Source organism: Rathayibacter sp. AY2B9 (assembly GCF_002931595.1).
In the GTDB taxonomy this organism is placed as follows: domain Bacteria; phylum Actinomycetota; class Actinomycetes; order Actinomycetales; family Microbacteriaceae; genus Rathayibacter.
The window spans coordinates 129,732-151,733 of record NZ_PSUB01000008.1 but is presented as its reverse complement, the minus strand read 5'-3'; the positions used below and the strand labels follow the sequence as shown (position 1 = coordinate 151,733).

Below are 22,002 nucleotides of genomic sequence, written 5' to 3'. Positions count from 1 at the left end.
CCTCTCGGCGGGGCGGGCGGAGTGCCCGTCTCCAGTTGTTCGGAGGCGGCGGGCCGCCGGTTCGGGGCTGGCGCCGCCTCCGAGGATCGGGTAGCGCGTCAGTCCAGCTCGGTCGGGCGCGCCGGCTCGGCCAGCAGGGCGCGCGCCGCCATCCCGATCACCGCGCTGTAGGTGGGGTAGGCGAAGCGGACGTTCGCGAGGGTCGCGAGGTCGACTCCGGCCGCCATCGCCGTGGTCACCGACTGCACGACCTCGATCGCGTTCTCGCCGACCGCGTGCGCGCCGAGCAGCAGCTCGCGGCGCCGGTCGGCGATCAGCGTGAGGAACCCGTTCTCGCGGTCGTCGATGACGGCGCGGTCCAAATTGGAGAACGGCACCGAGGCGACGACGCACTGCGGGTCGCGCTCGCGGGCCTGCTCCTGCGTGAAGCCGACGCCCGCGTAGTCCGGGTCCGTGAATCCGCCTGCGGGCAGGAGGAACTGGGGCGTGCGCCGGTTCGCGCCGAGCACCGCGTTCTCGGCGGCGGCCTCCGCCTCGAACTGCGCCGCCTGGACGAGCATGTCGCGCCCGTTCGCGTCGCCGACCGCGAAGATGTGCGGCACCACCGTGCGGAAGTACTGGTCGGCGGGGATCGCCGAGCGGACGACCTCGATGCCCGCGTTCTCGAGTCCGAGGTCCTCGACGTCGGCGGGCCAGCCGGTGGCCATGATCACCGCGTCGACCTCGGCCGTGCGGTCCTCGCCGCCCTCGCGCCACGCGATCGCGAGCGAGCCGTCGTCCTGCCGCTCGATGCCCGACACCGTCTCGATCCCTGTGCGGACGCGGACGCCCTGGCGCTCGAAGGCGGCGCCGACGTGCTCGGAGATGCTGGAGTCGGAGGTCATCAGGATCCGCGGGGCGACGTCGAGGAGCGTCACCTCCGAGCCGAAGGCGTTGAAGACGGTGACGAGCTGGGCGCCCGTGTTGCCGCCGCCGATCACGGCGACGCGGCGCGGCAGCTCGGTCAGCCCGAGCACGTCCTCCGGCACGGTCGCGAGCTCGGCGCCCGGGATCGGCAGCCGCCGCGAGTGCCCGCCGACGCAGACCATGATCGAGCGCGCGCGGATCCGCCGCCCGCTGTCGAGCACGAGGGTGCTCTCGTCGACGAAACGGGCGCGGCCCTCGTGGATCAGGTCGACCCCCGCCTCCTCGAACCGCTGCGCCTCGCGCTTGATCGAGCGCACCAGGTCGACGCGCTCGTGCACGTGGCGCACGGTCGCGGCCCAGTCGAGGACGGGAGTGCCGATCTCGATCCCGTAGTCGCCGGCGGAGCGGGTCTCGCGCATCATCCGCGCCGTCTTCGCCAGGACGCGGGTGGGCACGCATCCGGTGTTGACGCAGGTGCCGCCGACGCGCGCGGCCTCGAGCACGACGACGCGCGCTCCCAGCTCCGCGGCGCGGAGGGCGGCGGCCGTCCCCGCGGGTCCTGCGCCGATGACGGCGACGTCGTACTCGGCCTGCTCGGGAGTGCTGTCGGGCACGGGGACCTCCGGTTCTGGGTGTGCTCCGATCCTGCCGCTCCGCGCCCGGCAGCACCCGGCCTTGACAGCCCGCCCGCGGACCGGCGCCGCGGGCGTCCCGACGCTGAACATCGGCCGAGGACGGTTGCCCGGCGGGCGCCCGGCACGGTGGGATGACCGGGTGGGCTGCGGCGGGGGACTCGAGCGGAAGGCGCTCCGATGAGCGCCCGCACCTTCGGGGTGGAGGAGGAGTACCTCCTCGTCGACGCCGGTACGTTCCTCCCGACGCCCGCGGCGCCGCTGCTGCTCGGCTCCGTGCGCGGCTCCGTGGCGGTCGCCCTGGCCGCCGAGCTCAAGGCGGAGCAGATCGAGGCGGTCGGCTCGCCCGCCCGCACGTACGACGCGCTGCTGGCCGGACTGCGCGAGGGCCGCCGCCTGGCCGACGACTCCGCCCGCGAGGTCGGTGCCCGCGCCGTCGCGGTCGCGACCAGCCCCGCCGCGTTCGAGCCGCACCTCTCGGCCGACGAGCGCTACGACCGGATGGCCGAGCGCTTCGGCCTCGTCGCCCGCGAGCAGTTCACCTGCGGCCTGCACGTCCATGTCGGGATCGGGTCGCCGGAGGAGGGGATCGCGGTCCTCGACCGGCTGCGCGGCTGGCTGCCCGCCCTCCTCGCCCTGAGCACCAACTCCCCGCTGAGCGCCGGCGTCGACACCGGGTTCGCCAGCTGGCGCTACCAGTCCTGGGGGCGCTGGCCCACCGCCGGCCCGGTCGGGATCTGGGGCGACGTCGAGCAGTACCGGAGCGTCGTCGCCTCCCTCACCTCCTGCGGCGTGCTGCTGGACGAGGGCATGCTCTACTTCGACGCCCGTCTCTCCCGTGCGCACCCGACCGTCGAGGTGCGCATCGCCGACGTCCCGCTGCACGCCGAGGACTCGGCGCTGATCGCCGTCCTGATCCGGGCGCTCGCCGAGACGGCCGTGCGCGACGCGGGCGCCGGGGTCCCGCCCGTGCCGCTGCCGACTCCGGTGATCGCCGTCTCCTCCTGGCTGGCGAGCCGCCACGGCACGACCGGCGACCTGATCGATCCGGTCGACGGCTGCCCGGCCCCCGCCTCCGCGGTACTGGCGCGCCTGCTCGACCACGCGGGTCGGGCGCTGGCGGAGTCGGGCGACGAGGAGGTCGCGGCATGCGGCGTCGAGCGGGTCCTGGCGCGGGGCACGGGCGCCGAGCGGCAGCGCGCGGTGTGGGAGCGGACGGCGTCCGCGGCCGAGGTGATCGCGGACGCGGCGGAGGCGACGCGCGCCTAGCGGCTCACTGGTCGCAGGCTCACGGCTCGCTGGTCGCGGGCCCGGCGGTTCAGGGCTCGCTGGTCGCGGGGTCCGGTGACCCGGACTCCACCGTTCCGGACTCCTCCGCCTCGGGCTGCGGCGGCTCCGGCACCAGCTGGTAGCCGCCCTCGATCGTCCCGTCCGGGCGGAGCAGGATCTGCGTGTACACCGGGGCGCCGCTGCGGAGCGTCGTGCCGCTGACCCGGAGGGGCTCCCCGGCGAAGAACGCCTCCGAGCCGGTGCAGCCGGCGAAGAAGGACGCGTCCGGGCGCTGCACGGCGAGGCACACCGTGGTGCCGTTCGGCTCGGTGATCAGCAGGCGGTCGTTCTCGGCGGTGTCGAACCCGGAGCCGTAGACGACGGCCTCCCCGGCGAGCAGGGCGAGACCCGGCGGGACGTCGGTGGTCGGCTCCCAGCCCTCGACGAGCGCGGCGAAGCGGTCGGCGGGATCCGCGGAGGCGGTCGGCGGGGCGACGGGGTCCGCGGGCGGAGGGAGGAGGAGCGCAGTGGGGACGATCGCGCCGACCGCGGCACTGCCGACGATCGCGGCGGCGAGCACGAGGCGGCGGCGGCGGGGGTGCGGCGTCCGCGGGGCCGGCCGGTCGGGGTGCTCGGCGGGCGACTCCGCAGTCTCGGAGCCGGCGGTCGCCGACAGCGGGAGTGCGGTCGCCGGCAGGGGGGCACGCGAGCCGGTCGCCGTCCCGGGATGCGCCGCGCCCGGCTGCGCTCCGGACGGCGCGGCGCCGGTCTGAGCGCCGGATCCCGTCACTCCGGGAGGAGCGTCCTCCGCCTCCAGCTCGCCGAGCCGTCGCAGCGCCTCGCGCCGCTCGTCCCGGTCGGCGCCGTCGTCGCGGGGTCGGGCCGACAGGATCCGCTCGAGATCCCTGCGCTCATCGTCCTCGGCCTGCACTCCGTCAGTATGGCGGCGCCGGACACGGGAACGGCCCGCGACCCCCGGGACTCCGCCTTCTCAGCGGTGTCCCGGTGGCCGCGGGCCGTTCCGGTGCGGGCGTCAGCCCGACGGGTTCTCGACCGGGTCGCCCTCGGGGTCGGTGGCCGTCTCGGGGTCGACGTGCTCGGGGTCGGTGGTCTGCGGGTCCTCGGGAGTGTTCTTCTCGGTCATCGGATCCTCCTTGTCGCCGGATGCGGAACGTGCGGACAGGTTCCACGCTACGGCGGGAGCTCCGTGGAGCGCGCCCGGTTGACTCCGCCGCCCGGTGTCCGGAACCGAGGTCAGGAGCGGCGGATCCGCCCGAGCGGCCCGTCACGCTGCTTCCCGCCTCGGCTCCGGACGCCGCTCGCCTCAGCCGGCCCCTTCACCCGTGGCAGCCGCGGGCCTCCACCGCAAGGCCTGGCAGCGCTCTGTCGCGATTCGTACGCTGAACCCATCGAGCCGAGGAGCAGCAGCGCCACATGATCCGCACCACCGTCACCATCGAGGGCAAGACCTACGGGCTGTCCCAGGGGACCGACGTCGCCGAGCTGAAGCGGTCGGCGACCGAGGCGACGCAGGCCGGAGGAGGCCTCGTCGACTTCGTGATCGTGGGCAACCGCCAGGTCAGCGTCCTGATCTCGACGGGTGTTCCGGTGATCTTCGAGGAGCTCGAGGTGCCGGACGACGACCGCGACACCGGTGACGTCCACCAGCCGTGGGACGACATCGACTACCTCGACTGACCCCGTCCTCCCGGTCGCGCCGAGTCGCGGCCGGGTCCCAGACGCCTGAGGGGCGCCGCCGGCTGGACCCGGCGTCTCTCGGGCACCTCGTGCCGCGCTACTCCGCGGACTCGCTCTCGGCCAGCTCGCCCTCGACCAGCGTGCGGGCGGCCGAGGCGAGGGCCGAGCGGATGCGCTCCGCCGGCTCCTGCAGCATCGCCGCGATCGCGTCGACGTCGTGGCCGCCGGTGTGCCGGAGCAGCCAGGCCTGGCGCTCGAGCGTCGGCAGGGCGTGCAGGCGGCGGTGGAAGCCCGAGCGCAGCAGGTCGTCCTCGCGGATCGCCGGCGGGGCCTGCTCGGTGCGCTCCATCGCGGAGCCGCCGCGCTGCACGCTCGCGCGCCCGACCTCGGAGCGCATCAGGTCGAGGGCGCCCGTGTCGTCGAGTCCCTGCGGCCGTCCGCTGCGGACGGTGACCGCCGCGTGGCGGAGGGCGGCGCTCGCCGCGGAGTCCGACAGCGTGAGGCGGTAGGCGTACGCGTAGAGGCCGAAGGCGCGGTTCTCGAGGGCGCGGCCGGCGAGCAGCTCGCCCTGCTGCTGCGACTGCGTCATGCCGACGGCGGCGACGGGTCTGTCGTAGGTGGTCACGGTGACTCCTCGGCTCCGCGCGCTCCCGGTCGGGAAACGCGTCGGAGGCGATGCTAGGGAGTCGAGAACGATCGTTCTACCCTTGACATTTCAGAATCTTTTTCGATGCATGCGCATGGAAGCGCTTTCCCGACAACCGTCCTGGAAAGTGGAAGCGCTCTCACTCCCGCGCCGAGAGGATGCAGAACTCGTTGCCCTCCGGGTCGGCGAGCACGACCCAGGACTGCTCGCCCTGCCCGACGTCGGACCGCGTCGCCCCCAGGCCGACCAGCCGCGCGACCTCCGCCTCCTGGTCGTCCGGCACGAAATCCAGGTGCAGGCGGTTCTTCACGGTCTTGCGCTCGGGTACGTCGAGGAAGAGCAGGCTCGGCCCGCGGCCCGACGGGGCGAGCAGCTCGATGCCGTCCTCGTCCTCGTCCACGACGTCCCAGCCGAGCGCCTCCTGCCACCAGTGCCCGAGGGTCCGGAAGTCGGTGCAGTCGACGATGATCTCTTCGAGTCGGAGGGCCATGCACCGACGCTAATCGGCGCGGGGCGTGTCGGGGAAGTGCGTCCGGCGGGTCCGCGCGGCGCCGCGGCTCCGTCCGGACGTGTCGTCCGCGGGACGGGTGCCCGTGCCGGTTCGGCACGACGGCTGGCGGCCGGAGCGGCGGCGCGGCATCCTCGACGCGGGTGCCCCTGCGCCCGGGGACGAGGAGCAGCATGAGCACCGCACGCGAGCAGTGGGAGGCGCGCTACGCCGACTCCGATCGGATCTGGTCGGGCCGGCCGAACGCGACGCTGGTCGGGCTGGTCGGCCCGGTGCCGCCGGGCCGCGCCCTCGACCTCGGCGCCGGCGAGGGGGCGGACGCGCTGTGGCTGGCGTCGCTCGGCTGGCGCGTCACCGGGCTCGACCTCTCCGAGACGGCGTTGGGCCGGGCGCGCGCGGCCGCGGCCGAGCGGGGCGCCGATGTGGACTTCGTGCAGGCCGACCTCGCCGAGGACTGGCCGGTCGTGGGGGAGTTCGATCTGGTGACGGCGAGCTTCCTGCACTCGATGGCCGAGTTTCCGCGGATCGACGTGCTGCGGCGGGCGGCCTCCGTCGTCGCTCCCGGCGGCCGCCTCGCCGTCGTCTCGCACGCCGCGCCCCCGCCGTGGGCGAGCGGCGACGACCACCGCCACGGAGCGATGCACCTCGTCGGCCCCGAGGAGGAGCTCGCCGAGCTGGCCCTCGACCCCGCCGAGTGGACCGCGGAGCTCGTCGAGACGAGGGAGCGCGCCGTGACCGCTCCCGACGGCACGGCAGCCGTGCTCCTGGACGGCGTGATGCTCCTGCAGAGACGCGGCTGAGCAGGCGCCGCTCGAGGACCCGCGGCCGGGCTAGCGTGGTCCGCGACCCCGACCCCGCAGGAGGCGCCGATGCCGCTCGATCCGTACCTCGCCGCTCGGCTGCCCCTCCTGGCCGGCCTCGCGTATCCGCTCGACGCCGAGCAGGCCGCCCGCATGGCCGCGTTCGAGGAGGATCCGGGGCCCTGGTCGCTGCCCGAGGGGATCGACGTCGTCACGGAGACGGCGTCCGGCCCGCACGGACCGGTCCCGCTGCGCGTGTACTCGCCCGCCGCGCCCGAGCGCGCTCTGCTCTGGGTGCACGGAGGAGGGTTCGCCGCCGGGAGCATCGACATGCGCGAGTCGCACGTCGTCGCGGCGGAGCTCGCCCACCGGGCGCGGGCCCGGGTCGTCTCCGTCGACTACCGGCTCGCCGGCCCCGACGTCCGCTACCCCGTCCCGCTCGACGACGTGCACGCCGCCTGGCGGCACCTCCGCAGCACGGAGTCCGGATCCACACCCGTCGCGATCGGCGGCGCGAGCGCGGGAGCGGCCCTGGCCCTCGGCGCGGTCCTCCGCGAGCGCGACGCCGGTGCGCGGCTGCCGGAGCACGTGCTCCTGGCCTACCCCTTCGCCCACTTCCCCAACCCCGCCGTCGACGACGCGATCGCGGCCGAGCTGCGTGAGCTGCCGCCCGTCCTCCGCTTTCCTCCGTCGAGCATCGAGGGCATGGTGCGCACCTACCTCGGGCGGATCTCCGACCTCCCCGTCGAGGCGCTGCCCGGCTCCGCGCCGCTGGCGGGTCTGCCTCCGGTCACGGTTGTCGTGAACGAGTACGACGAGCTGCGGGGGTCGGCCGAGCTGCTCCTGCGCCAGCTCGCGGAGGCGGGCGTCTCCGTGACCGGGCACCTGGCCGTCGGCATGCCCCACGGGCACCTCAACCGGACGCCGGCGCTGCCCGAGGTCGACCGCTCGCTGCACCTCTTCGCGGCTCAGCTGCGCGCGATGGGCTGAGGCGCTCGGCCCCGTCCCGTCCCGCTCTGCCCCGCTCAGCTCAGGCGCGGTCCGCACCGTCCCGCTCAGGCGCGGTCGTGCAGGGTGACGTGGTAGCCGTCCGGGTCGGCGAGGGTGAAGGTGCGCCCGAACGGGCCGTCGATGGGAGCCGCGACGACGGGGTGCCCGTCGGCGACGAGCGCGTCGTGGATCTCCTGCACGCCGGTCGCGTGCAGCCAGATCGCGGCGCCCACCCCGGGGCGGGAGGCGGAGTCGAGGTCGGTGCCGGGCGCGAGGTCGCGCAGGGCGAAGGCGATCGGAGTCGTCGTGAAGACGACGGCGTGCGGCGGGCCGGCGGGCGAGCGGACCAGGCCGAGGTACTGCTCGTAGAACGCCTGGGACGCCGCGAGGTCGCGGACCTGGAGCGAGACGAAGTCGGGGCCGGTGACGGGCATGGGGTTCCTCCTCGGTTGTGTCAGCTTTCTGACACACAGGAGCGTATGTCAGAATACTGACATGAGTCAAGACGGCATCGACCTCGAGACCTCGCTCGGCTACCTCCTCAAGGAGGCGTCGAGCGCCCTGCGCGCGGCGATGGAGGCCGTGCTGCGCCCGCTCGGGATGACGGTCACCCACTACTCCTGCCTCGAGCTCCTCGCCCAGCGGCCGGGCCTCTCGAACTCGGAGCTCGCGCGGGGCGCCTTCGTCACCCGGCAGTCGATGAACGTCCTGCTGCAGACTCTGGAGCGCGACGGCGTCGTCACCCGCCCCGACGCGGCTCCCGTCGGCAAGGCGCTCCCCGCCCGACTCACCGAGCGCGGACGCCGGAGCCTCGCCGAGGCGTCCGCCGCCGTCCGCGGGGTGGAGCTGCGGATGCTGGAGGGGCTCGCGGAGGAGGAGCGGCAGGCGGCGGCGCGCCTGCTCCGCGGGATGATCCGGTCGCTGCGGGTGGACGACCGCACTTGAGGGGGCCGGCGATACGGCGTACGGGATCTTTGTCGGCGTGTTCGCGGGCGCTCTGGTGTTCCCGATCGTTCGCGGCGATGATCAGCCAGGACACAGGTGTCAGCAGAGACATTCGGAGCACCCCCTTGAGTGCGGATAACGCTTGAACGGCGCACGCGAGAACCGCCGAGGTCTCTCCCTCTTCGTCACCGTCTCGAACGAGCCGTCCGCCGACACTCTCGCGCTCGCTGCTTCCTGCCCGCGAAGGATGCGGTGGGCGCACGGGCGTCTTCGACCGCTTGTTCGATACTGATCGCCTGGGGACGGCTGCTCTCACTAGAGTCGTGGCGTGGGACGCGAGCTGCAGCTGGGTGAGGCTCTTGCGCGGGTGGAGGCTCTCGGATCGTCGCTGGTGCGGCTCACCAGTGAGCAGGCCGTCAGGGCTGAGATCCAGTCGACCGCTCAAGAACTCTGGTCACAGCTCGCCCCTCGCGATCGTGCCGCGCATCGGAAACTCGGCGCGAGGGTACTGGTAGAAGCGGCGGTCGCGTCCTGGAAGACGAACAGTCGACTCGTGGCGCTGTCGTTGCTCCGGCAACCGGTGCGTCAAGGTCCGCCTCCGCTCAGTTTCGTGGGGATGTCGGATTCCGAGGCGAGGAGTCACCTCGGGGAGCGTCACCGCGAGAAGGAGCGATCTGCCGAGGTTGTTCCGCGACCGCCCAAGCTCTTGATCATGTCCGCTGGGGAGAAACTGGCCTTCGGCTCGTTGGTCGAACCCACGACCCCGCCGAGGTCGGATGGACCGGTCTGGCACCGCGGTCCGGACTCAGGACCCGGCGGCAACTACGGCTATCCGCGGAGTCTGGCAGCATCCACGAACCAGGACCGGCCTTGGAGAGAGGCTGAGCGGGAGGTCTGGCGCTGGCTGATCCGCCAAGGCGTTGCACGTGCCCGGTTGGGACGCGGATCCAGGGACGGAGGGATCGATATCGAGTCCGTCGATCTCATCGTGCAGGTGAAGTATCAGACGCGACCGATTTCCGAACCCGCGGTGCGAGATCTGTGCGGCGCATCGATGATCGATCAGAAAAAACCAGTCATTGTTTCCAAGTCCGGCTTCACCAGGTCTGCTTTCGCGTTTGCAGATCGGTCGGGAACCGCACTCTTCCGCTACGAGCCGGATTCACCCGAACCGATGAATGCCCATGCGAAGACCCTTCTGATCCGTCTAGGTGAGAGAGCTGTGCAGTGATGGTCGCTGAGTTCGCGAGGCACGGCTGTCCAAGGTTCTCCGGATCTCCGGGCTGATGCGTCCTGAGGCCGCGCTGTTCCGCCCTCTGTAGGAACGAGGGCCGCCCGCTCGCCGGTGCGGTCGCGCTCATTGCAGCAGGAGGAGCGGTGCGCCCGCTCGACGTCGGGATCGTCGGCGGCTCGATCGGCGGACTGTTCGCCGCGGCCCTGCTCGTCCGCGACGGGCACCGCGTGACGGTCCTCGAGCGGTCGGCGACGGGCCTGTCGCGGCGGGGCGCCGGGCTGGTGGCCCAGCAGGACCTGATCGACCTCCTGCACGCGATCGGCCGCGACGACGAGGCGCGGGTCGGCGTCGTCGCGCACGAGCGGATTACCCTCGACCGCTCCGGGCGCGTGATCGGCCGCGACCCCTCCCCGCAGACGCAGGTGTCGTGGGACCACCTCTACGACTCGCTCCGCTCGCGGATCCCCGCCGACCGCTACCTCCTCGGTCACGCCGTCGCCGGGGTGCGCCCCTCGACCGGGACGGACCCGGTCGTCGTCGAGCTGCGCGACGGGAGCGGCCTGGAGTTAGATCGTCATCGGAGCCGACGGCCTCGGATCCGTCATGCGCGCGGCGGTCGCGCCCGAGGCGCCGGGGAACCGCTACGCCGGCTACTCGACCTGGCGCGGGCTGATCCCGGAGTCGGCGCTCCCCGCCCAGGCCGCGGCGACTCTCCTCGGGCGTTTCGCCTTCTACACTGCGCCCGGCGAGCACATCCTCGGCTACCTCGTCCCCGGACCCGCCGGCGAGGTGGAGCCCGGCCGCCGACGCTACAACTGGGTCTGGTACCGGCCCCTCTCCGAGGACGCCCTCCGCGGAGTGATGACGGCGTCCGGCCGTCCGCCGGAGAGCGTGTCCCTCGCGCCCGGCGATCTCGCCCACGACCTCCGCCGCCGGCTCGAGGAAGACGCGCTCGACCGCCTGCCGCCGCCCCTCGCGGCCGCCGTCCTGGCCGAGCCGCAGCCCTTCCTGCAGGCGATCGTCGACTACGTCCCGCCGCGGACGGTCCGCGGCCGGGTCGCCCTCCTCGGTGACGCCGCCGTGACGGTAAGGCCGCACACGGCCATGGGTGCGGCCAAGGCGGCGGGCGACGCGCTGGCCCTCGCCGGCTCCCTCGCGCGGCACCCGGTCGACGAGGCGCTCCAGCGCTACGAGGCCGAGCGGCTCCCCGTCGGCCGCGCCATCGCCGAGTACGGCAGGCGCCTGGGCCGCTCGATCCCGCTGCTGTCCGAGTGACCGCAGTACCGCGCTCCTGATCGATCCCGGACGTCCGCAGTGACCACCGCCTTCCCGGTGACGAGCCGCCACTGCGAGAGAGTGCGATCGAGAGCGAAGAAGAAGGATTCCGCTGGACGTCCTCAGGTGAGCCGAGGTCCGGGCCCGTCACGAGTTCATCCCCCGCCCCCGCCTGGCCGCTCCCCGCCGTCCGCCGCGCGTCCCTTGCTCCTCGACCGCGGAGACGGCACCCTCGGGTGACGGCCCACGGCGAAGGAGACGCATGGACGACGACGGACTCCTGGCTGCGCTGCTGCGGGGACGGCCGGCGACGCTGGCCGACGCGGCGGAGCTGACCCACATCGACGAGGCCGAGGTCGCTGCGGCGATCGAGCGGCTCCGCGGCCGGGGGCTCATGGGCGGCGAGGGCGAGCAGCTCGACTTCCCGGCGCCGATGGAGTGGGCGGCCGCGGCCATCGCCCGGCACACGGAGTCGGCGCGGCGGGCGGGCAGGGAGTCCCTGGACGGGATCGAGCGCGTCGTCGCGGGCCTGCCGATGCTGCTCGGCGCCTGGCGGGTCGGCGAGGACACGTCGGATCCCGTGCCGACCCTCCTCCGCCACGGGCCGCACGCCTCCGAGGACCTCTGGTTCGACCTGGTGCGCCGCGACTCCGGCTCGCTCGTGGCGGTGCTCCCGAACGTGGAGCGGTTCCTCGACCCGCCGACGGAGCGGGCGATCCGCTTCGGGCACGCGCTCGCGGCGAAGGACCGGGTGCGCGTCATCATGCCGGCCGCCGGCGCGCGCGACCCGCGGGTGCTCGCCCGGGTGGAGGCGTACCAGGCGGCGGGCGTCGAGTACCGGCTCCTCGAGAGCCCGCCGAGCTGGTTCTGGGTCGACGGCGACCACCTCGCCGTCCCGTTCGAGTGGGGCGAGACGAAGCCGACCAGCGTGCTCGGCGTGCGCCATGCGGCGCTGGCCGGGCTGGTCGAGTCGTACTTCGAGGTCCTGTGGCGGCAGGCCGCTCCGATCGGCGCCGTTGACCAGAGCTGGCTGCCGCTGCTCCGGCTGATGCGCCAGGGCGTCACGCTCGAGACCGCGTCGCACCGGCTCGGCATGAATCCGCGGACCGGCCGCCGCCGCGTGGCCGCCGCGATGGAGTACTACGGGGTGGCGACGCTCTTCGCGCTCGGCACGGCGTGGGCGGCGGACTCGCGCACCCGCGACGGCGACGCCGGTGCCGGAGAGCCGGTGCTCGACGATCCGGAGGCACTCGAGCCGGGAGCGCTGGGCGACGGCGAGATCGACCTCGCCGAGACGGTGCCGCGCGATTGAGCCCCCGCGGGACCGAGCCGTGCGGCCGACCCCTCGACGCCTTCGGGTGGCCCTGAGGAGTCGGCCGATGCGCCCGCCCGGGCACTTCTCCAGTGTCCGGACGTGACCACGACGGGGACAAGAGCCTGTAGCGGACACGTCCGCAAGAGGACACCGCACCCGGGAGCGGATCGCCGGCGCTCCCGCTCCGGGGTGGGCGCGTGCCAGGCTTGCCGCATGGATCTCGAGGTGCGGCCGGGGCTCGTCGTCCCCGCATCGGAGCTGCAGTGGCGGTTCTCGCGCTCCTCCGGGCCCGGCGGGCAGCACGTGAACACCTCCGACAGCCGCGTGCAGCTCACCTGGAGCGTCGAGGAGTCGACGGCCCTCTCGGACGAGCAGCGCTCGCGCCTGCTCGAGCGCCTCGGGCGGCGGCTCGTCTCCGGAGCGGTCACCGTCACGGTGGCGCAGGAGCGCTCGCAGCTGCGCAACCGGGAGACGGCCCTCGAGCTGCTCCGCGGGATCATCACCGCGGCCCTCGCGCCTCCCTCCGCCCCGCGGCGCCCGACCCGGCCCACGCGCGGCTCCACCCGCCGGCGGCTCGCCGCGAAGCAGCAGCGCTCCGAGACGAAGCAGCAGCGCCGGCGGCCGCCCGGCGACTGAGCGGAGCCGCGGGGTCCGCCTGGCGGTTGCGCGGGGTCGCAGGGTCCGCCCGCACACTGCGCGGCGCCGCGGACCCCGATCGCGCCGGACCCGGCTCAGGGAGTGAAGAACGCCTCGATCGCCGCGGTCAGGGCGACCAGGTCGTCCACGTGGGCGAGCTCGCGCGCCGAGTGCATCGAGAGCAGCGGCACTCCCACGTCGACCGTGGAGATGCCGAGCCGGGTCGCGGTCAGCGGGCCGATCGTCGATCCGCACGGCACCGAGTTGTTCGAGACGAACTCCTGGTACCCGACCCCGGCGCGCTCGCAGACGCCCGCCCACAGCGCCGCACCGCGCGCATCCGTCGCGTAGCGCTGCGTCGCGTTGATCTTGAGCAGCGGCCCCTTCCCGGCGACCGGCTGGTTCGCCGGGTCGTACTTCTCGGAGTAGTTGGGGTGCACCGAGTGGCCCGCATCGGCCGAGAGGCACCAGGAGGCGGCGATCGCCCGGGCGCGCTCGTCGACGCCGGCGCCGAGGGCCGTGCCGATGCGCGAGAGGACGTCCTCGAGGAACGGCCCGCTCGCTCCGGACCGGCTCGCCGAGCCGAGCTCCTCGTGGTCGAAGGCGGCGAGCACGCTGATGTGCGCGGGCGGCGCCGCGGGATCGGCGCTCGCCGCGAGGAGTGCGACGAGGCCGGCGTGCACGGAGCTGAGATCGTCCATCCGCCCGGCGGCGAGGAACATCTCGTCGAGGCCGAAGCGGCGCGGCGCCTGCGTGTCGGCGGTGAGCAGGTCGTAGCCGGCGATGTCGGAGGCGTCGTCGAGCCCGGCGTGCGCGGCGAGCAGCTGGAGCAGGTCGACCTCGGAGGCGTCGCCGACGCCGAACACGGGGACGGTGTGCTTCTGGCGGTCGAGGGTGAGTCCCTCGTTCGCCGTGCGGTCGAGGTGGATTGCGAGCTGCGGGATCCGCAGCAGCGGGCCGGTCCGGAGCAGGCGCGTCGAGCCGTCGCGGGTGACCACGCGCCCGGCCAGCTCGAGCTCGCGGTCGAGCCAGGAGTTGAGCAGCGGGCCGCCGTAGATCTCGACGCCGGCCTGCAGCCAGCCCTTCGAACCGATCGTCGGCCGGGGCTTGAGCATGAAGCCGGGGGAGTCGGTGTGGGCGCCCAGGATGCGGAAGGGCGTGGTCGCCCCGGAGCCCTCGGGCAGGTGCCAGGCGATGATCGCGCCGTCGCGGACGACGTAGTACCGGCCGGGCCCCGCGGGCCACGCCTGCGTCTCGTCCAGCCCCGTGAATCCGGCTCCCTCGAGGCGCCGTGCCGCCTCGGCGGCCGCGTGGTACGAGGAGGGGGAGGCGGTCAGGAACTCGGCGAAGTCGGCGATGTGGTCGTCACGCGTGGTCATCCCTCCAGTGAAGCACGCGGCGCGGCCGGGACGGGGAGGGTGCCGGGGGAGCCCCTGCGGCGGCCGTCACGGCCGGGCAGGGGCACCCCGGGGCGGAGGGTCAGCGCCGGGTCAGGTCGACGTCGGCCTCCGCGGCGATCGCCTTGATCAGCGCCGAGGCGTTCTCCCCGCCGAAGCCGGCGGCCATCGCCTCGTCGATGTAGTGGCGGGCCGTCGCGACGCCGGGGACGGGTGCGCCGACGCTGTCCGCGTAGGCCTGGATCAGCCCCGCGTCCTTCTGCATCAGCGCGAGGGCGAAGGACGGCGAGTAGTCGCCGGCGACAGCCTGCTCGACCCGCTGCGGGCGTCGCACTTCCCCGTTCGAGTCCGCGACGGCCGAGGACGCGGTCATCACGGACGCGGAGTTCAAGTCAGTTGCCGCGGATCTGATGAACATCCGCAGCACGATCGGGTACGTCTCGAGCAACCTCAACCAGCTCGCCCGGTTCGCGAACACGGAGAGCCGATTCCCCGACGAGGATCGCTGACTACCGCGCGGTCGTCTCTGAGTATCGGTGGCGATGAAGAGGCTGGCCGGCGCGTGATCCCGAGCGTGACCCGGGGCGGACGCATGTCCGGACTGATGAGCTACCTGCAGGGTGAGGGTCGGGCGAACGAGCACGTAGAGCCACACCTGGTCGCCGGTAACGGCGCGATCATGGCGGAGAACGGCTACGTCGAGTTGGACCGCGCAGCGGCCCTCGCGATCGCTGCCGATCTGGATGAGCCGCGCCGCGTCTTCGGGACGTCGGTCACCCGCGTCAAGGAGGTCACGGATCCGGAGACGGGCGTGTGACGTCGAAGGAGCGCGTTGACGTCGACGTGTGGCACTGCTCGCTCTCGATCAGCGCCGAGGAGGGCCAGCTCTCGGAAGAGAAGTGGGCCGAGATCTCCGAGCGGTTCGTGGAGCGGATGGGGTTCGCCGGCGCCGACATCGGCAAGGCTGATTGCCGGTGGGTGGCGGTGCGTCACGGCCTGTCGAAAAACGGTAACGACCACGTGCACATCGCCGTGTCGTTGGTGCGCGAGGACGGCACGAAGGCTTCTGTCCATCGCGACTTCTCGAAGGCGCAGACGATCACGCGGGAGCTCGAGCGGGAGTTCGAGTTGCAGCCGCTGCACGAGTCCGAGCGCGCAGGGGCGCAGCGCGGCGAGAAGCCGGCCGAGCGCGAGTCCGCGTCGCGCCGCGGCGGGACCGAGGTCGACGCGAAGCGGTTGGAGCGGAGCCTTCGAGCGGCGGCTACCGCGTCGCAGGACGAGGGCGAGCTCGTGCGTCGGATGCGCCGTGAGGGCATCGTGATCCGTCCGCGGTTCGCGGTCGGACGTGACGACGTCGTGGTCGGCTACTCCGTGGCGCTGTGCCCGGAGAAGGGCCAGCCCGTCGTGCGGCACGGAGGCGGCAGGATACCCCTCGACCTCACGCTCCCGCAGCTGCGGAAGGGATGGCCGGACCGTCCCGAGTCCGCGTCCGAAGCGGCGCAGGAGTGGCGTGCGACGTCGAAGAATCCGTGGCAGTCCCGGCCGGCGAATCCGGGGCGCGAGGAGAGCGAGATGTCTCCGAAGTTCTTCGCCATGTACGCCGAGGACATGCGCCGTCTGCATGACTACATCGCCTCCGTCGACCCGTCAGACAGGGCCACCTGGGCGCACCTCGCCCGCGAGGCGTCCGGCGAGTACGCGGCGTGGTGGCGGCGCCTGGAGCCGACGCCGGGACCGCTGGCCGAGGCGTCGCGGACGCTGGCCCGGTCGGCGCAGCCGCGGGCGGGCGAGTCGCGGCCGCGACCGGTCGCGATGCCGTCGACGGCAACGACCGCTGCGCTGATCCTGGTGCAGGCCAAGCGCGGCCAGAACGCGGCAGCGGAGGCTCTTCTGTTGAAGCAGCTCGCGCAGACCACCGCGTCGATCTTCCGTGCCGCGAAGGATGTCGGGGATCTGCACCGGTCGCAGGAGCTCGCGCGGATGATGACGCAGCGCCTGACCGTCGTCCGTGACGGCTACACCGCGCAGATCGCCGCCAACCAGGTCGCCGCGCTCCCGCCGGAGCAGCAGGCCGCGAAGCAGCGCGCAGAGCTCGCCGCGGGTCGCGGCGGGCCGGTGCCCACGCGCCTGACTCCCGCGGCGGAGCCGGCTGTACAGGTGCCGACCACGAAGACTGCCGGCACGCGTGAGCGCGACGGTTTCGAGAGATAGCGAGAGGGGACAGAGCTGATGAGCGATGGGGACAGCGTTGAGGATGAGGTCGGTCAGTCGGCGCGGGTCGCGCTGACCGTCGCGCTCCAGCTGGGCGACAAGTTCGCCCGACTGCGGGAGGACTTGGCGCGTGAGGCGCTGCGCACGAGCGAGGCCGACGCGCGCGCGCTCGCGGCCCGCTTCTCGGCTGAGCGCGACGTCGCGCGTGCGCAGATCGCTGTTGTGGATCGCCCCGACTGGTGGCAGCGCGCCGAGTTGCAGCAGGTCGCTGACGTCCTCTCCACGGCGCAGCAGTGGAAGGACCTCGACCCTGTAGCCGAACGTGCCACACAGGCCATCGCGCGTGAAGTCCAGGACCGCTACGGCGTCGACGTCGCCGACATCGCGGACAAGCTGCGCGGCGACCAGTCGGCCGACTTCTCCGCCGAGAAGGCCCTCGCTGTCGTCGCAGCCGCTGAGGCCACCGATCGGGTGCCCGAGTCCGGCCCTGCGGATCCGTTGAACGAGGTGAAGGCTCTGGCCGGCAATGACGCGGCGGTGGACGCTGCGATCGCTGAGAAGGTCCTGCAGCTCCTCACCGACGAGCAGCGCGCGGCCGTTGACGGAGGACGGGCGGAGAGCGTCGAGACAACCGTCGAAGCCGCAGCCGTCGCCGGGATGATGGACGCCGACCAGCGCCGCGCCGACGCCACGCGGGACGAGCCGACCACGCCGACCGACCAGGGCGGAGCGGAGAACGGTCAAGAGAACATCGATCAGGCGGCCGCGCTCGAGCTGAACGCTCGCGAGTACGAGGCGCAGGCCGAGGAAGGCGGAACCTCCGAGCAGACGCCCGACCAGCTGCGCGCCCTCGCAGACGACGCCCGCGCTCAGGCGCAGCTCTACCGGGACGGCGCCGGCGCGCTGACCGCCGCCGACAACGCCGCCGCCTCAGAGCTCGCTGCCGCGGGCGGGGATCTCCACCAGTCCATCGCTGCCGACGTCGAGGCAGGGCGTCTCGATCAGTTCGCGGCCGAGGCGGAAGCCGCTCGGCTCGGCAGGTTCGATGACAACTACCAACTGGCTCTCGACCGCGGCGACGTTGACGAGGATGTCGACTTCCTGCTGAGCGAGGCAGACCGGTTCGATCGCGAGGCGGATGCCGGCGGAACAGCGACGCTGACCCCGGAACAGCTGCGCTCCGACGCTGCGGAGTACCGCGACGAGGCCGCCTACTTCCGCAACGAGCCCCTGCCCTCCCAGAGCGCCCGTACCGCTGACGCCGTTCCGGCTGGCGCCGAGGGGCGAGCAGACGCGCTGCGAGCAGAGAGCGGGATGTCGTACGACAGCGCCGCTCGCCGCACGGCCGCCGCGAACGAGATGAAGGTCCGCGGGATCCCGCAAGACGTCATTGACGTGCGGATGCGTGCCGACATCGCTCAGGGACGTCCGTCGAGCGATGTGGTCGCGCAGTCCGGTCGCGTACACGTGCCGAGAACCAACCGCGGACGTTCAGCAGCGCATTTGCCGGAGCGCGGCGAGCATGCGCGCTAGTTGGTGCTGCAGCACCATCGAGCGGTCGGCGCCGAGTCCGGCCGCTCGGCGGGTGGGCTACGGCGCTCCTCAACTGGGCGTGCCAAATCGATGGGCCTACTTCCCCATGTATTGCCTCCACCTCTTCTACGACAGCACGGCCATCGCGAATGAGATAAACGCCCATGGGATCCCGCGAAGCGTCATCGATGTGCGCATGCGCGCATAGATCGCTCAAGGGCGTCCGGTGAGCCAAGCGGTCACGCAATCCGGACGAGTGCTCGTGCCGGAGACCAGCCGCACACCTTCAGTGACCCGTTCGCCGCAGCCGAGAGCGGGCGCGTTAACCGCTACCCAGCACTGCCACCGGTGAGTTCATGCGTCGATACCGCCTGATGTGGTCATCAGTTCGTTACGAGAAGCAGCCACTCGTGTTGGTACTGCTGAAGTCCAGCAAGTCTCTCCGGGGTCACGTACGCACTACTCTCCTGTGCCAGGCGATACCACTCGTTCCATTCCTTCCTGACGGCAAAACTAAGCTCTCCCGACGTCCGGATCTGCCATCTTCCGTATCGGATGACGTTGGTGAAGAAATTCACAAATGGGTGCTCCGATGTGGCCTTAGCGGTATTGCGAGCTTCTCGTAGATAAACAACCGCATCCCAAAAGCCTTCATGCACGCGTCCCTGATCAGCCGGACTCAGATTATCTCGGTATTTTATCTGCCTCAATAAGATTGTGGCGACAGTATTGAGAGTGTAGCTATCACGATACGTTTCGAGCGCGCGGTTCGCGTATTGCCGCGCGATGACCGAAGCATGATCTTTATCGGCAGCGAGAGCACGTTGCTCCCAAAATCTCGCATTCCAGCTGAATGCGCCTTCAATAGTGGTGTAGAAATTGTCCAGCTCAGACCTGCCGATAAGGTTCGACAATTGGTCATGGTCGAGAACGTGACGCGACATACGATGAGCCCAAGTGCGATGCTTAATAGCATCGAGGCTCAATTGGGGGGCAAGTGCGAAGCATAGCCCAGTGACTACGTCCTTCATTTCCTTCTGCAGGACTACGCTGTCCGTCAGATACTCTGAGAAGAAGCGGTGCCGCAGCCGCAAGCGGCCGTTGTCGAGTCGAACGATCGATGCACCCATGTTGTCCGTCGCGAGCTTATCTTCAATCAATCGAGCGCTGATTCCAAGGGCGACAGCGACGACTCCCAGTGTTATGCCACCGCTTACTCGTGAGCCTAGGGCGGCAAGGATGGCGACGCTTCTAACGCTAGGGTCCGCGATCGAACGATAATCACGCTGAACTCTGGACTCAAACGCTTCGCCGAGCACGAGAACAGAAATGGCTCTGCTCATGGAGGTGACTCCCGCGTTCTTGAGTTCGTTGAAGGTAGGCATTCCCTTCATCGCCGACCATGGTCGAACCAGGCGATTCGATTGTTTCAGTTTAGTCCATAAGAGGATCAACTCTTTCTCGGTGAGAGTCTCCGGTATTTCGAATTCTGTGAACCGTCTGGTCGCGCGCAACTGTTCAATTGGACCCGAGCGGGCAACTGCTACTAGCCGAACCGGGATACCAACAGTTTCAGCATGTTGCAATAGCCTCTGTATCGAACTTGTGAACTCACTGGCAAAATCGATATATAAGATGCTTTCAGGATTTTCTCTAAGCTTTGCTATAACCGCTAGATGATCGAATTCGGAGTCGCCATCGAAGGAAAAGACGCGCCAATCCTGGTTCTCGAGTTGTCTCAAAGAGGAAAGGGCGACAGAAGATTTTCCACTGAAAGGCGGACCATAAATGAGGACGGGCTCACCTTGCTCGACTGCCCTGATGATCGCGGCCTGCATACTTCGCTCTACGATACTGTCGCTTGCTGCATCCGCATATTGCGGTTCTTCGCCGCCAAGGTAGTCATGCCAGGGCGATCGAGGAGTCCTAGCTATTGGTCGCCATCGTTCAAGAAAAGAGACAAGAGTTGGACTGGGGGCCCGGTTGGGCCCGGTGGGAACAAGACGCACTCTTGCTTCAACAAGCGAGTCTCGCATTCGAACTAGAAACTGTTCGGCAGTGCCGTCAAAGATTTTGATGTTCCACTGCGCAAAGTCCTCTATGTCCATCGCCGACGGGTTCGGCATAACGGCGATGGTTGGCTCTATACGAGATCTTCCGGCGGAGCGGGTGCGTAAAGAACTAATTAGGTCGACTTCGTGGTGTAGGGCAGCACCCAGAATCACAAACGGGTTGTCAGAAAGAACTTCTTGGAAACGGATTGGCCAAGATCGCGGCCGCAAGATGTACTCGTTATATTCGTCAATGGTAAACACCACGCCTTTGGATGGTGTTCTTGCGCTTCCGTGAAGGTGTACAATGGAGGGTGTTCCATAGTTCACCTCTTCGACTTGGTCCGTGAAATGGACTGAGCGGCAGTTGCCTTCTATGGATTCCTCGAGGGCATCATCAATATTCAGTGTCCACATCGTTTTCCACGAAACCGAGTGGATCATTTCGTACCAGGCCGGGGGTTGCGTGCGAGAGAATCGAGCTGCGATCCATTCGCTTCGTGATTGACCCGTGGTAGTCTTATGGCGTTCCGCGGCTCGAAAAATACGAGGTAAATCGGTTCGCTCGCGGTCGTTAACTGTTATTTGAAAGGTACTGGCCATCTCGGTGGCCATCTCGTCCCCGCCCGGAAGCGTAATCCCGTTCCGATCCTGAACGTCTCGAGAAGCACCTGCACCAAGAAGTAGGTGATACCGCTTGAGGACAAGGCCCTCGACGAGGGCGTTCCAGTCTTCGTCCGAGATGTTGTTGTGCACCAGGTGTCCAATCGAGCCGGCGAGGTTGTGAACGCAATGTAGCGTAAGAATCGCCAATGAGGGCTCGTCTGACGGGGAAAGTGGCTCGGAGGAGCGGTAGCGCATGCGCGGGGAGCGGCGATGTCGCGGGCGGGGTAGATCCGTTCTAGTACCAACGCGGTCACGCGCCATGTGCTCCTGGGCGTTCACTGATTGAGCGTAGAGCGTGAGATCTGCGCCCGAGTCAGTGGCAAACTCAAGACTGTCGGGTCCAAGCTCCGATAACCAACGTTATGTCAGTTCGCTGGTTGCAAGCTCTCCCGCAGCCGACCAGCTGGTGCGCCGGGACGCACCCGCCGTTCGTCACTCTTAACAGACGAGAACAAGCCCGGCGACCCGCTGCCCTACACACCCCTGCCGCCGCACTTCTTCGAGCCCGGACCGCTCACCTAACTCTCACATCGGCCCCTCACGCCACGTCAACCGATTTGTCACCGTTTTGGTGATTGTGGAGTAGCTCCGGCTGTGGAGACAATGAGCGGCTTCTCAACCGGGCGGTGTGGGCTGCTACTCTTCCGTCCTCCCGAGCGATGTCGCGGTCCTTGTCACATCCTCGATTGGTTTCCGGTGCTGCTCAAGCTCTCCTCCCGCGCCCGCATTGCGATGCTCTTGCTACTAGCGCTCGTACTGACCGGGCTACCCGCAACCCCTGCTGCCGCAGCGACAGGGTTCACGGCCGCGCCGGTCCCCACGGTCACCGGAACCACGACGGTGGGCTCGACGCTGACCGCTGTCACGGGACGTGGAATCCCGTGCCGACGTTCACGTATCAGTGGAAGCGCGGAACCACCGTGATCAGCGGCGCGACCACATCGACCTATAAGCCCGTCACCGCCGACGTCGGCGCGACCGTCACCGTCACCGTCACCGGAACGAAGACCGGCTACACCACGACCTCCAAGACCTCCGCGGCGACCGCGGCGATCAAGGCTGCCGCAGCGACAGCGTTCACGGCCGCGCCGACGCCGACGATCACCGGGACAACCACGGTCGGGTTGACCCTGACGGCAGTGCCCGGGACGTGGAATCCCGTGCCGACGTTCACGTATCAGTGGAAGCGCCGAACCACCGTGATCAGCGGCGCGACCACATCGACCTATAAGCCCGTCACCGCCGACGTCGGCGCGACCGTCACCGTCACCGTCACCGGAACGAAGACCG

Annotated in this window: 20 protein-coding genes and 2 pseudogenes; 14 read left to right on the top strand and 8 right to left on the bottom strand. The window is 70.4% G+C overall.

The genetic code is table 11. The features are described 5' to 3' along the window. Positions 1-98 precede the first annotated feature (98 nt). Positions 99-1,520, bottom strand: coding sequence for an NAD(P)/FAD-dependent oxidoreductase (locus C5C25_RS09805; protein WP_258068126.1), 1,422 nt, complete (start codon positions 1,518-1,520; stop codon positions 99-101). 198 nt (positions 1,521-1,718) lie between these two features. Between C5C25_RS09805 and C5C25_RS09800 the strand changes: the two genes are divergently transcribed. Further along, positions 1,719-2,807 carry a glutamate--cysteine ligase gene (locus C5C25_RS09800; protein WP_104250490.1) on the top strand — a complete coding sequence of 363 codons (1,089 nt, stop codon included), beginning with the start codon at positions 1,719-1,721 and terminating at the stop codon, positions 2,805-2,807. Positions 2,808-2,856: 49 nt separating this feature from the next. On the opposite strand, the gene C5C25_RS09795 is transcribed toward C5C25_RS09800, so the two are convergent. Further along, positions 2,857-3,738, bottom strand: coding sequence for a hypothetical protein (locus C5C25_RS09795; protein ID WP_104250489.1), 882 nt, complete (start codon positions 3,736-3,738; stop codon positions 2,857-2,859). 503 nt (positions 3,739-4,241) lie between these two features. On the opposite strand from C5C25_RS09795, the gene C5C25_RS09790 reads away from it, so the two are divergent. Beyond that, positions 4,242-4,505 (top strand): hypothetical protein, encoded by a 264-nt coding sequence (locus C5C25_RS09790; RefSeq protein ID WP_104224053.1) that lies wholly within the window; start codon positions 4,242-4,244, stop codon positions 4,503-4,505. A gap of 97 nt (positions 4,506-4,602) precedes the next feature. Here C5C25_RS09790 and C5C25_RS09785 read toward each other — a convergent pair whose 3' ends face one another. Further along, positions 4,603-5,130 (bottom strand): hypothetical protein, encoded by a 528-nt coding sequence (locus C5C25_RS09785; RefSeq protein ID WP_104250488.1) that lies wholly within the window; start codon positions 5,128-5,130, stop codon positions 4,603-4,605. A 160-nt stretch (positions 5,131-5,290) separates the two neighbouring features. Next, on the bottom strand, positions 5,291-5,641 hold the full coding sequence (locus C5C25_RS09780) for a VOC family protein (protein ID WP_104224051.1): 351 nt from the start codon (positions 5,639-5,641) through the stop codon (positions 5,291-5,293). 191 nt (positions 5,642-5,832) lie between these two features. Between C5C25_RS09780 and C5C25_RS09775 the strand changes: the two genes are divergently transcribed. Both C5C25_RS09775 and C5C25_RS09770 read left to right on the top strand, forming a co-directional pair. Next, a complete protein-coding gene (locus tag C5C25_RS09775; RefSeq protein WP_104250487.1) occupies positions 5,833-6,459 on the top strand; it encodes a class I SAM-dependent methyltransferase in 627 nt (208 codons plus the stop codon). 69 nt (positions 6,460-6,528) lie between these two features. Continuing rightward, the gene (locus C5C25_RS09770) at positions 6,529-7,449 is read left to right on the top strand and encodes an alpha/beta fold hydrolase (protein ID WP_104250486.1); all 921 of its coding nucleotides are present in this window, start codon (positions 6,529-6,531) and stop codon (positions 7,447-7,449) included. Positions 7,450-7,514: 65 nt separating this feature from the next. On the opposite strand, the gene C5C25_RS09765 is transcribed toward C5C25_RS09770, so the two are convergent. Further along, a complete protein-coding gene (locus C5C25_RS09765) occupies positions 7,515-7,883 on the bottom strand; it encodes a VOC family protein (protein WP_104250485.1) in 369 nt (122 codons plus the stop codon). Positions 7,884-7,944: 61 nt separating this feature from the next. Here C5C25_RS09765 and C5C25_RS09760 point away from each other — a divergent pair, with 61 nt between their 5' ends. The 6 genes and pseudogenes from C5C25_RS09760 (at position 7,945) to arfB (ending at position 12,854) form a co-directional block, all read left to right on the top strand. Further along, positions 7,945-8,394, top strand: coding sequence for a MarR family winged helix-turn-helix transcriptional regulator (locus tag C5C25_RS09760; protein WP_104250484.1), 450 nt, complete (start codon positions 7,945-7,947; stop codon positions 8,392-8,394). 328 nt (positions 8,395-8,722) lie between these two features. Next, complete coding sequence (locus C5C25_RS09755; RefSeq protein ID WP_104295131.1) at positions 8,723-9,625, top strand: restriction endonuclease; 903 nt, start codon at positions 8,723-8,725, stop codon at positions 9,623-9,625. A 146-nt stretch (positions 9,626-9,771) separates the two neighbouring features. Then, a pseudogene (locus C5C25_RS16835) lies at positions 9,772-10,185 on the top strand (FAD-dependent monooxygenase); the annotation flags it as partial. A 46-nt stretch (positions 10,186-10,231) separates the two neighbouring features. Then, a complete protein-coding gene (locus C5C25_RS16830) occupies positions 10,232-10,903 on the top strand; it encodes an FAD-dependent monooxygenase (RefSeq protein ID WP_258069383.1) in 672 nt (223 codons plus the stop codon). Positions 10,904-11,165: 262 nt separating this feature from the next. Beyond that, positions 11,166-12,215 carry a hypothetical protein gene (locus C5C25_RS09745; RefSeq protein ID WP_104250482.1) on the top strand — a complete coding sequence of 350 codons (1,050 nt, stop codon included), beginning with the start codon at positions 11,166-11,168 and terminating at the stop codon, positions 12,213-12,215. A 216-nt stretch (positions 12,216-12,431) separates the two neighbouring features. Further along, positions 12,432-12,854, top strand: a complete 423-nt coding sequence (gene arfB, locus C5C25_RS09740) for an alternative ribosome rescue aminoacyl-tRNA hydrolase ArfB (RefSeq protein ID WP_104224044.1) — start codon at positions 12,432-12,434, stop codon at positions 12,852-12,854. Positions 12,855-12,949: 95 nt separating this feature from the next. Here the strand turns inward: arfB and C5C25_RS09735 are convergent, their stop codons facing one another. Together C5C25_RS09735 and C5C25_RS09730 are read right to left on the bottom strand one after the other, a co-directional pair. Then, positions 12,950-14,233, bottom strand: a complete 1,284-nt coding sequence (locus C5C25_RS09735; protein WP_104225863.1) for a M18 family aminopeptidase — start codon at positions 14,231-14,233, stop codon at positions 12,950-12,952. Positions 14,234-14,333: 100 nt separating this feature from the next. After that, positions 14,334-14,585: an NAD-binding protein gene (locus C5C25_RS09730; protein ID WP_181027148.1), complete on the bottom strand. Its 252-nt coding sequence runs from the start codon at positions 14,583-14,585 to the stop codon at positions 14,334-14,336. A gap of 228 nt (positions 14,586-14,813) precedes the next feature. On the opposite strand from C5C25_RS09730, the gene C5C25_RS09725 reads away from it, so the two are divergent. Genes C5C25_RS09725 through C5C25_RS09715 form a run of 3 tightly spaced genes read left to right on the top strand, consistent with a single transcriptional unit; the run spans position 14,814 to position 17,995 of the window. Then, on the top strand, positions 14,814-15,068 hold the full coding sequence (locus C5C25_RS09725; protein WP_104250480.1) for a hypothetical protein: 255 nt from the start codon (positions 14,814-14,816) through the stop codon (positions 15,066-15,068). After that, a complete protein-coding gene (locus C5C25_RS09720) occupies positions 15,065-16,462 on the top strand; it encodes a relaxase/mobilization nuclease domain-containing protein (protein WP_104250479.1) in 1,398 nt (465 codons plus the stop codon). Before C5C25_RS09725 ends, C5C25_RS09720 begins: the two co-directional genes overlap by 4 nt. Positions 16,463-16,480: 18 nt before the next feature. Beyond that, positions 16,481-17,995, top strand: coding sequence for a hypothetical protein (locus C5C25_RS09715; RefSeq protein WP_104250478.1), 1,515 nt, complete (start codon positions 16,481-16,483; stop codon positions 17,993-17,995). 383 nt (positions 17,996-18,378) lie between these two features. On the opposite strand, the gene C5C25_RS09710 is transcribed toward C5C25_RS09715, so the two are convergent. Next, the gene (locus C5C25_RS09710) at positions 18,379-20,802 is read right to left on the bottom strand and encodes an SIR2 family protein (protein ID WP_181110563.1); all 2,424 of its coding nucleotides are present in this window, start codon (positions 20,800-20,802) and stop codon (positions 18,379-18,381) included. A 791-nt stretch (positions 20,803-21,593) separates the two neighbouring features. Here C5C25_RS09710 and C5C25_RS09705 point away from each other — a divergent pair. After that, positions 21,594-22,002, top strand: a pseudogene (locus C5C25_RS09705) (carboxypeptidase regulatory-like domain-containing protein); the annotation flags it as partial.

What these genes read in the sequence shown, in the direction of transcription:
- C5C25_RS09800 (WP_104250490.1), top strand. Translation starts at nt 1,719, where the DNA reads ATGAGCGCCCGCACCTTCGGGGTGGAGGAGGAGTACCTCCTCGTCGAC.
- C5C25_RS09790 (WP_104224053.1), top strand. Translation starts at nt 4,242, where the DNA reads ATGATCCGCACCACCGTCACCATCGAGGGCAAGACCTACGGGCTGTCC.
- C5C25_RS09780 (WP_104224051.1), bottom strand. Translation starts at nt 5,641, where the DNA reads ATGGCCCTCCGACTCGAAGAGATCATCGTCGACTGCACCGACTTCCGG.
- C5C25_RS09775 (WP_104250487.1), top strand. Translation starts at nt 5,833, where the DNA reads ATGAGCACCGCACGCGAGCAGTGGGAGGCGCGCTACGCCGACTCCGAT.
- C5C25_RS09770 (WP_104250486.1), top strand. Translation starts at nt 6,529, where the DNA reads ATGCCGCTCGATCCGTACCTCGCCGCTCGGCTGCCCCTCCTGGCCGGC.
- C5C25_RS09765 (WP_104250485.1), bottom strand. Translation starts at nt 7,883, where the DNA reads ATGCCCGTCACCGGCCCCGACTTCGTCTCGCTCCAGGTCCGCGACCTC.
- C5C25_RS09760 (WP_104250484.1), top strand. Translation starts at nt 7,945, where the DNA reads ATGAGTCAAGACGGCATCGACCTCGAGACCTCGCTCGGCTACCTCCTC.
- C5C25_RS16830 (WP_258069383.1), top strand. Translation starts at nt 10,232, where the DNA reads ATGCGCGCGGCGGTCGCGCCCGAGGCGCCGGGGAACCGCTACGCCGGC.
- C5C25_RS09745 (WP_104250482.1), top strand. Translation starts at nt 11,166, where the DNA reads ATGGACGACGACGGACTCCTGGCTGCGCTGCTGCGGGGACGGCCGGCG.
- arfB (WP_104224044.1), top strand. Translation starts at nt 12,432, where the DNA reads ATGGATCTCGAGGTGCGGCCGGGGCTCGTCGTCCCCGCATCGGAGCTG.
- C5C25_RS09735 (WP_104225863.1), bottom strand. Translation starts at nt 14,233, where the DNA reads ATGACCACGCGTGACGACCACATCGCCGACTTCGCCGAGTTCCTGACC.
- C5C25_RS09715 (WP_104250478.1), top strand. Translation starts at nt 16,481, where the DNA reads ATGAGCGATGGGGACAGCGTTGAGGATGAGGTCGGTCAGTCGGCGCGG.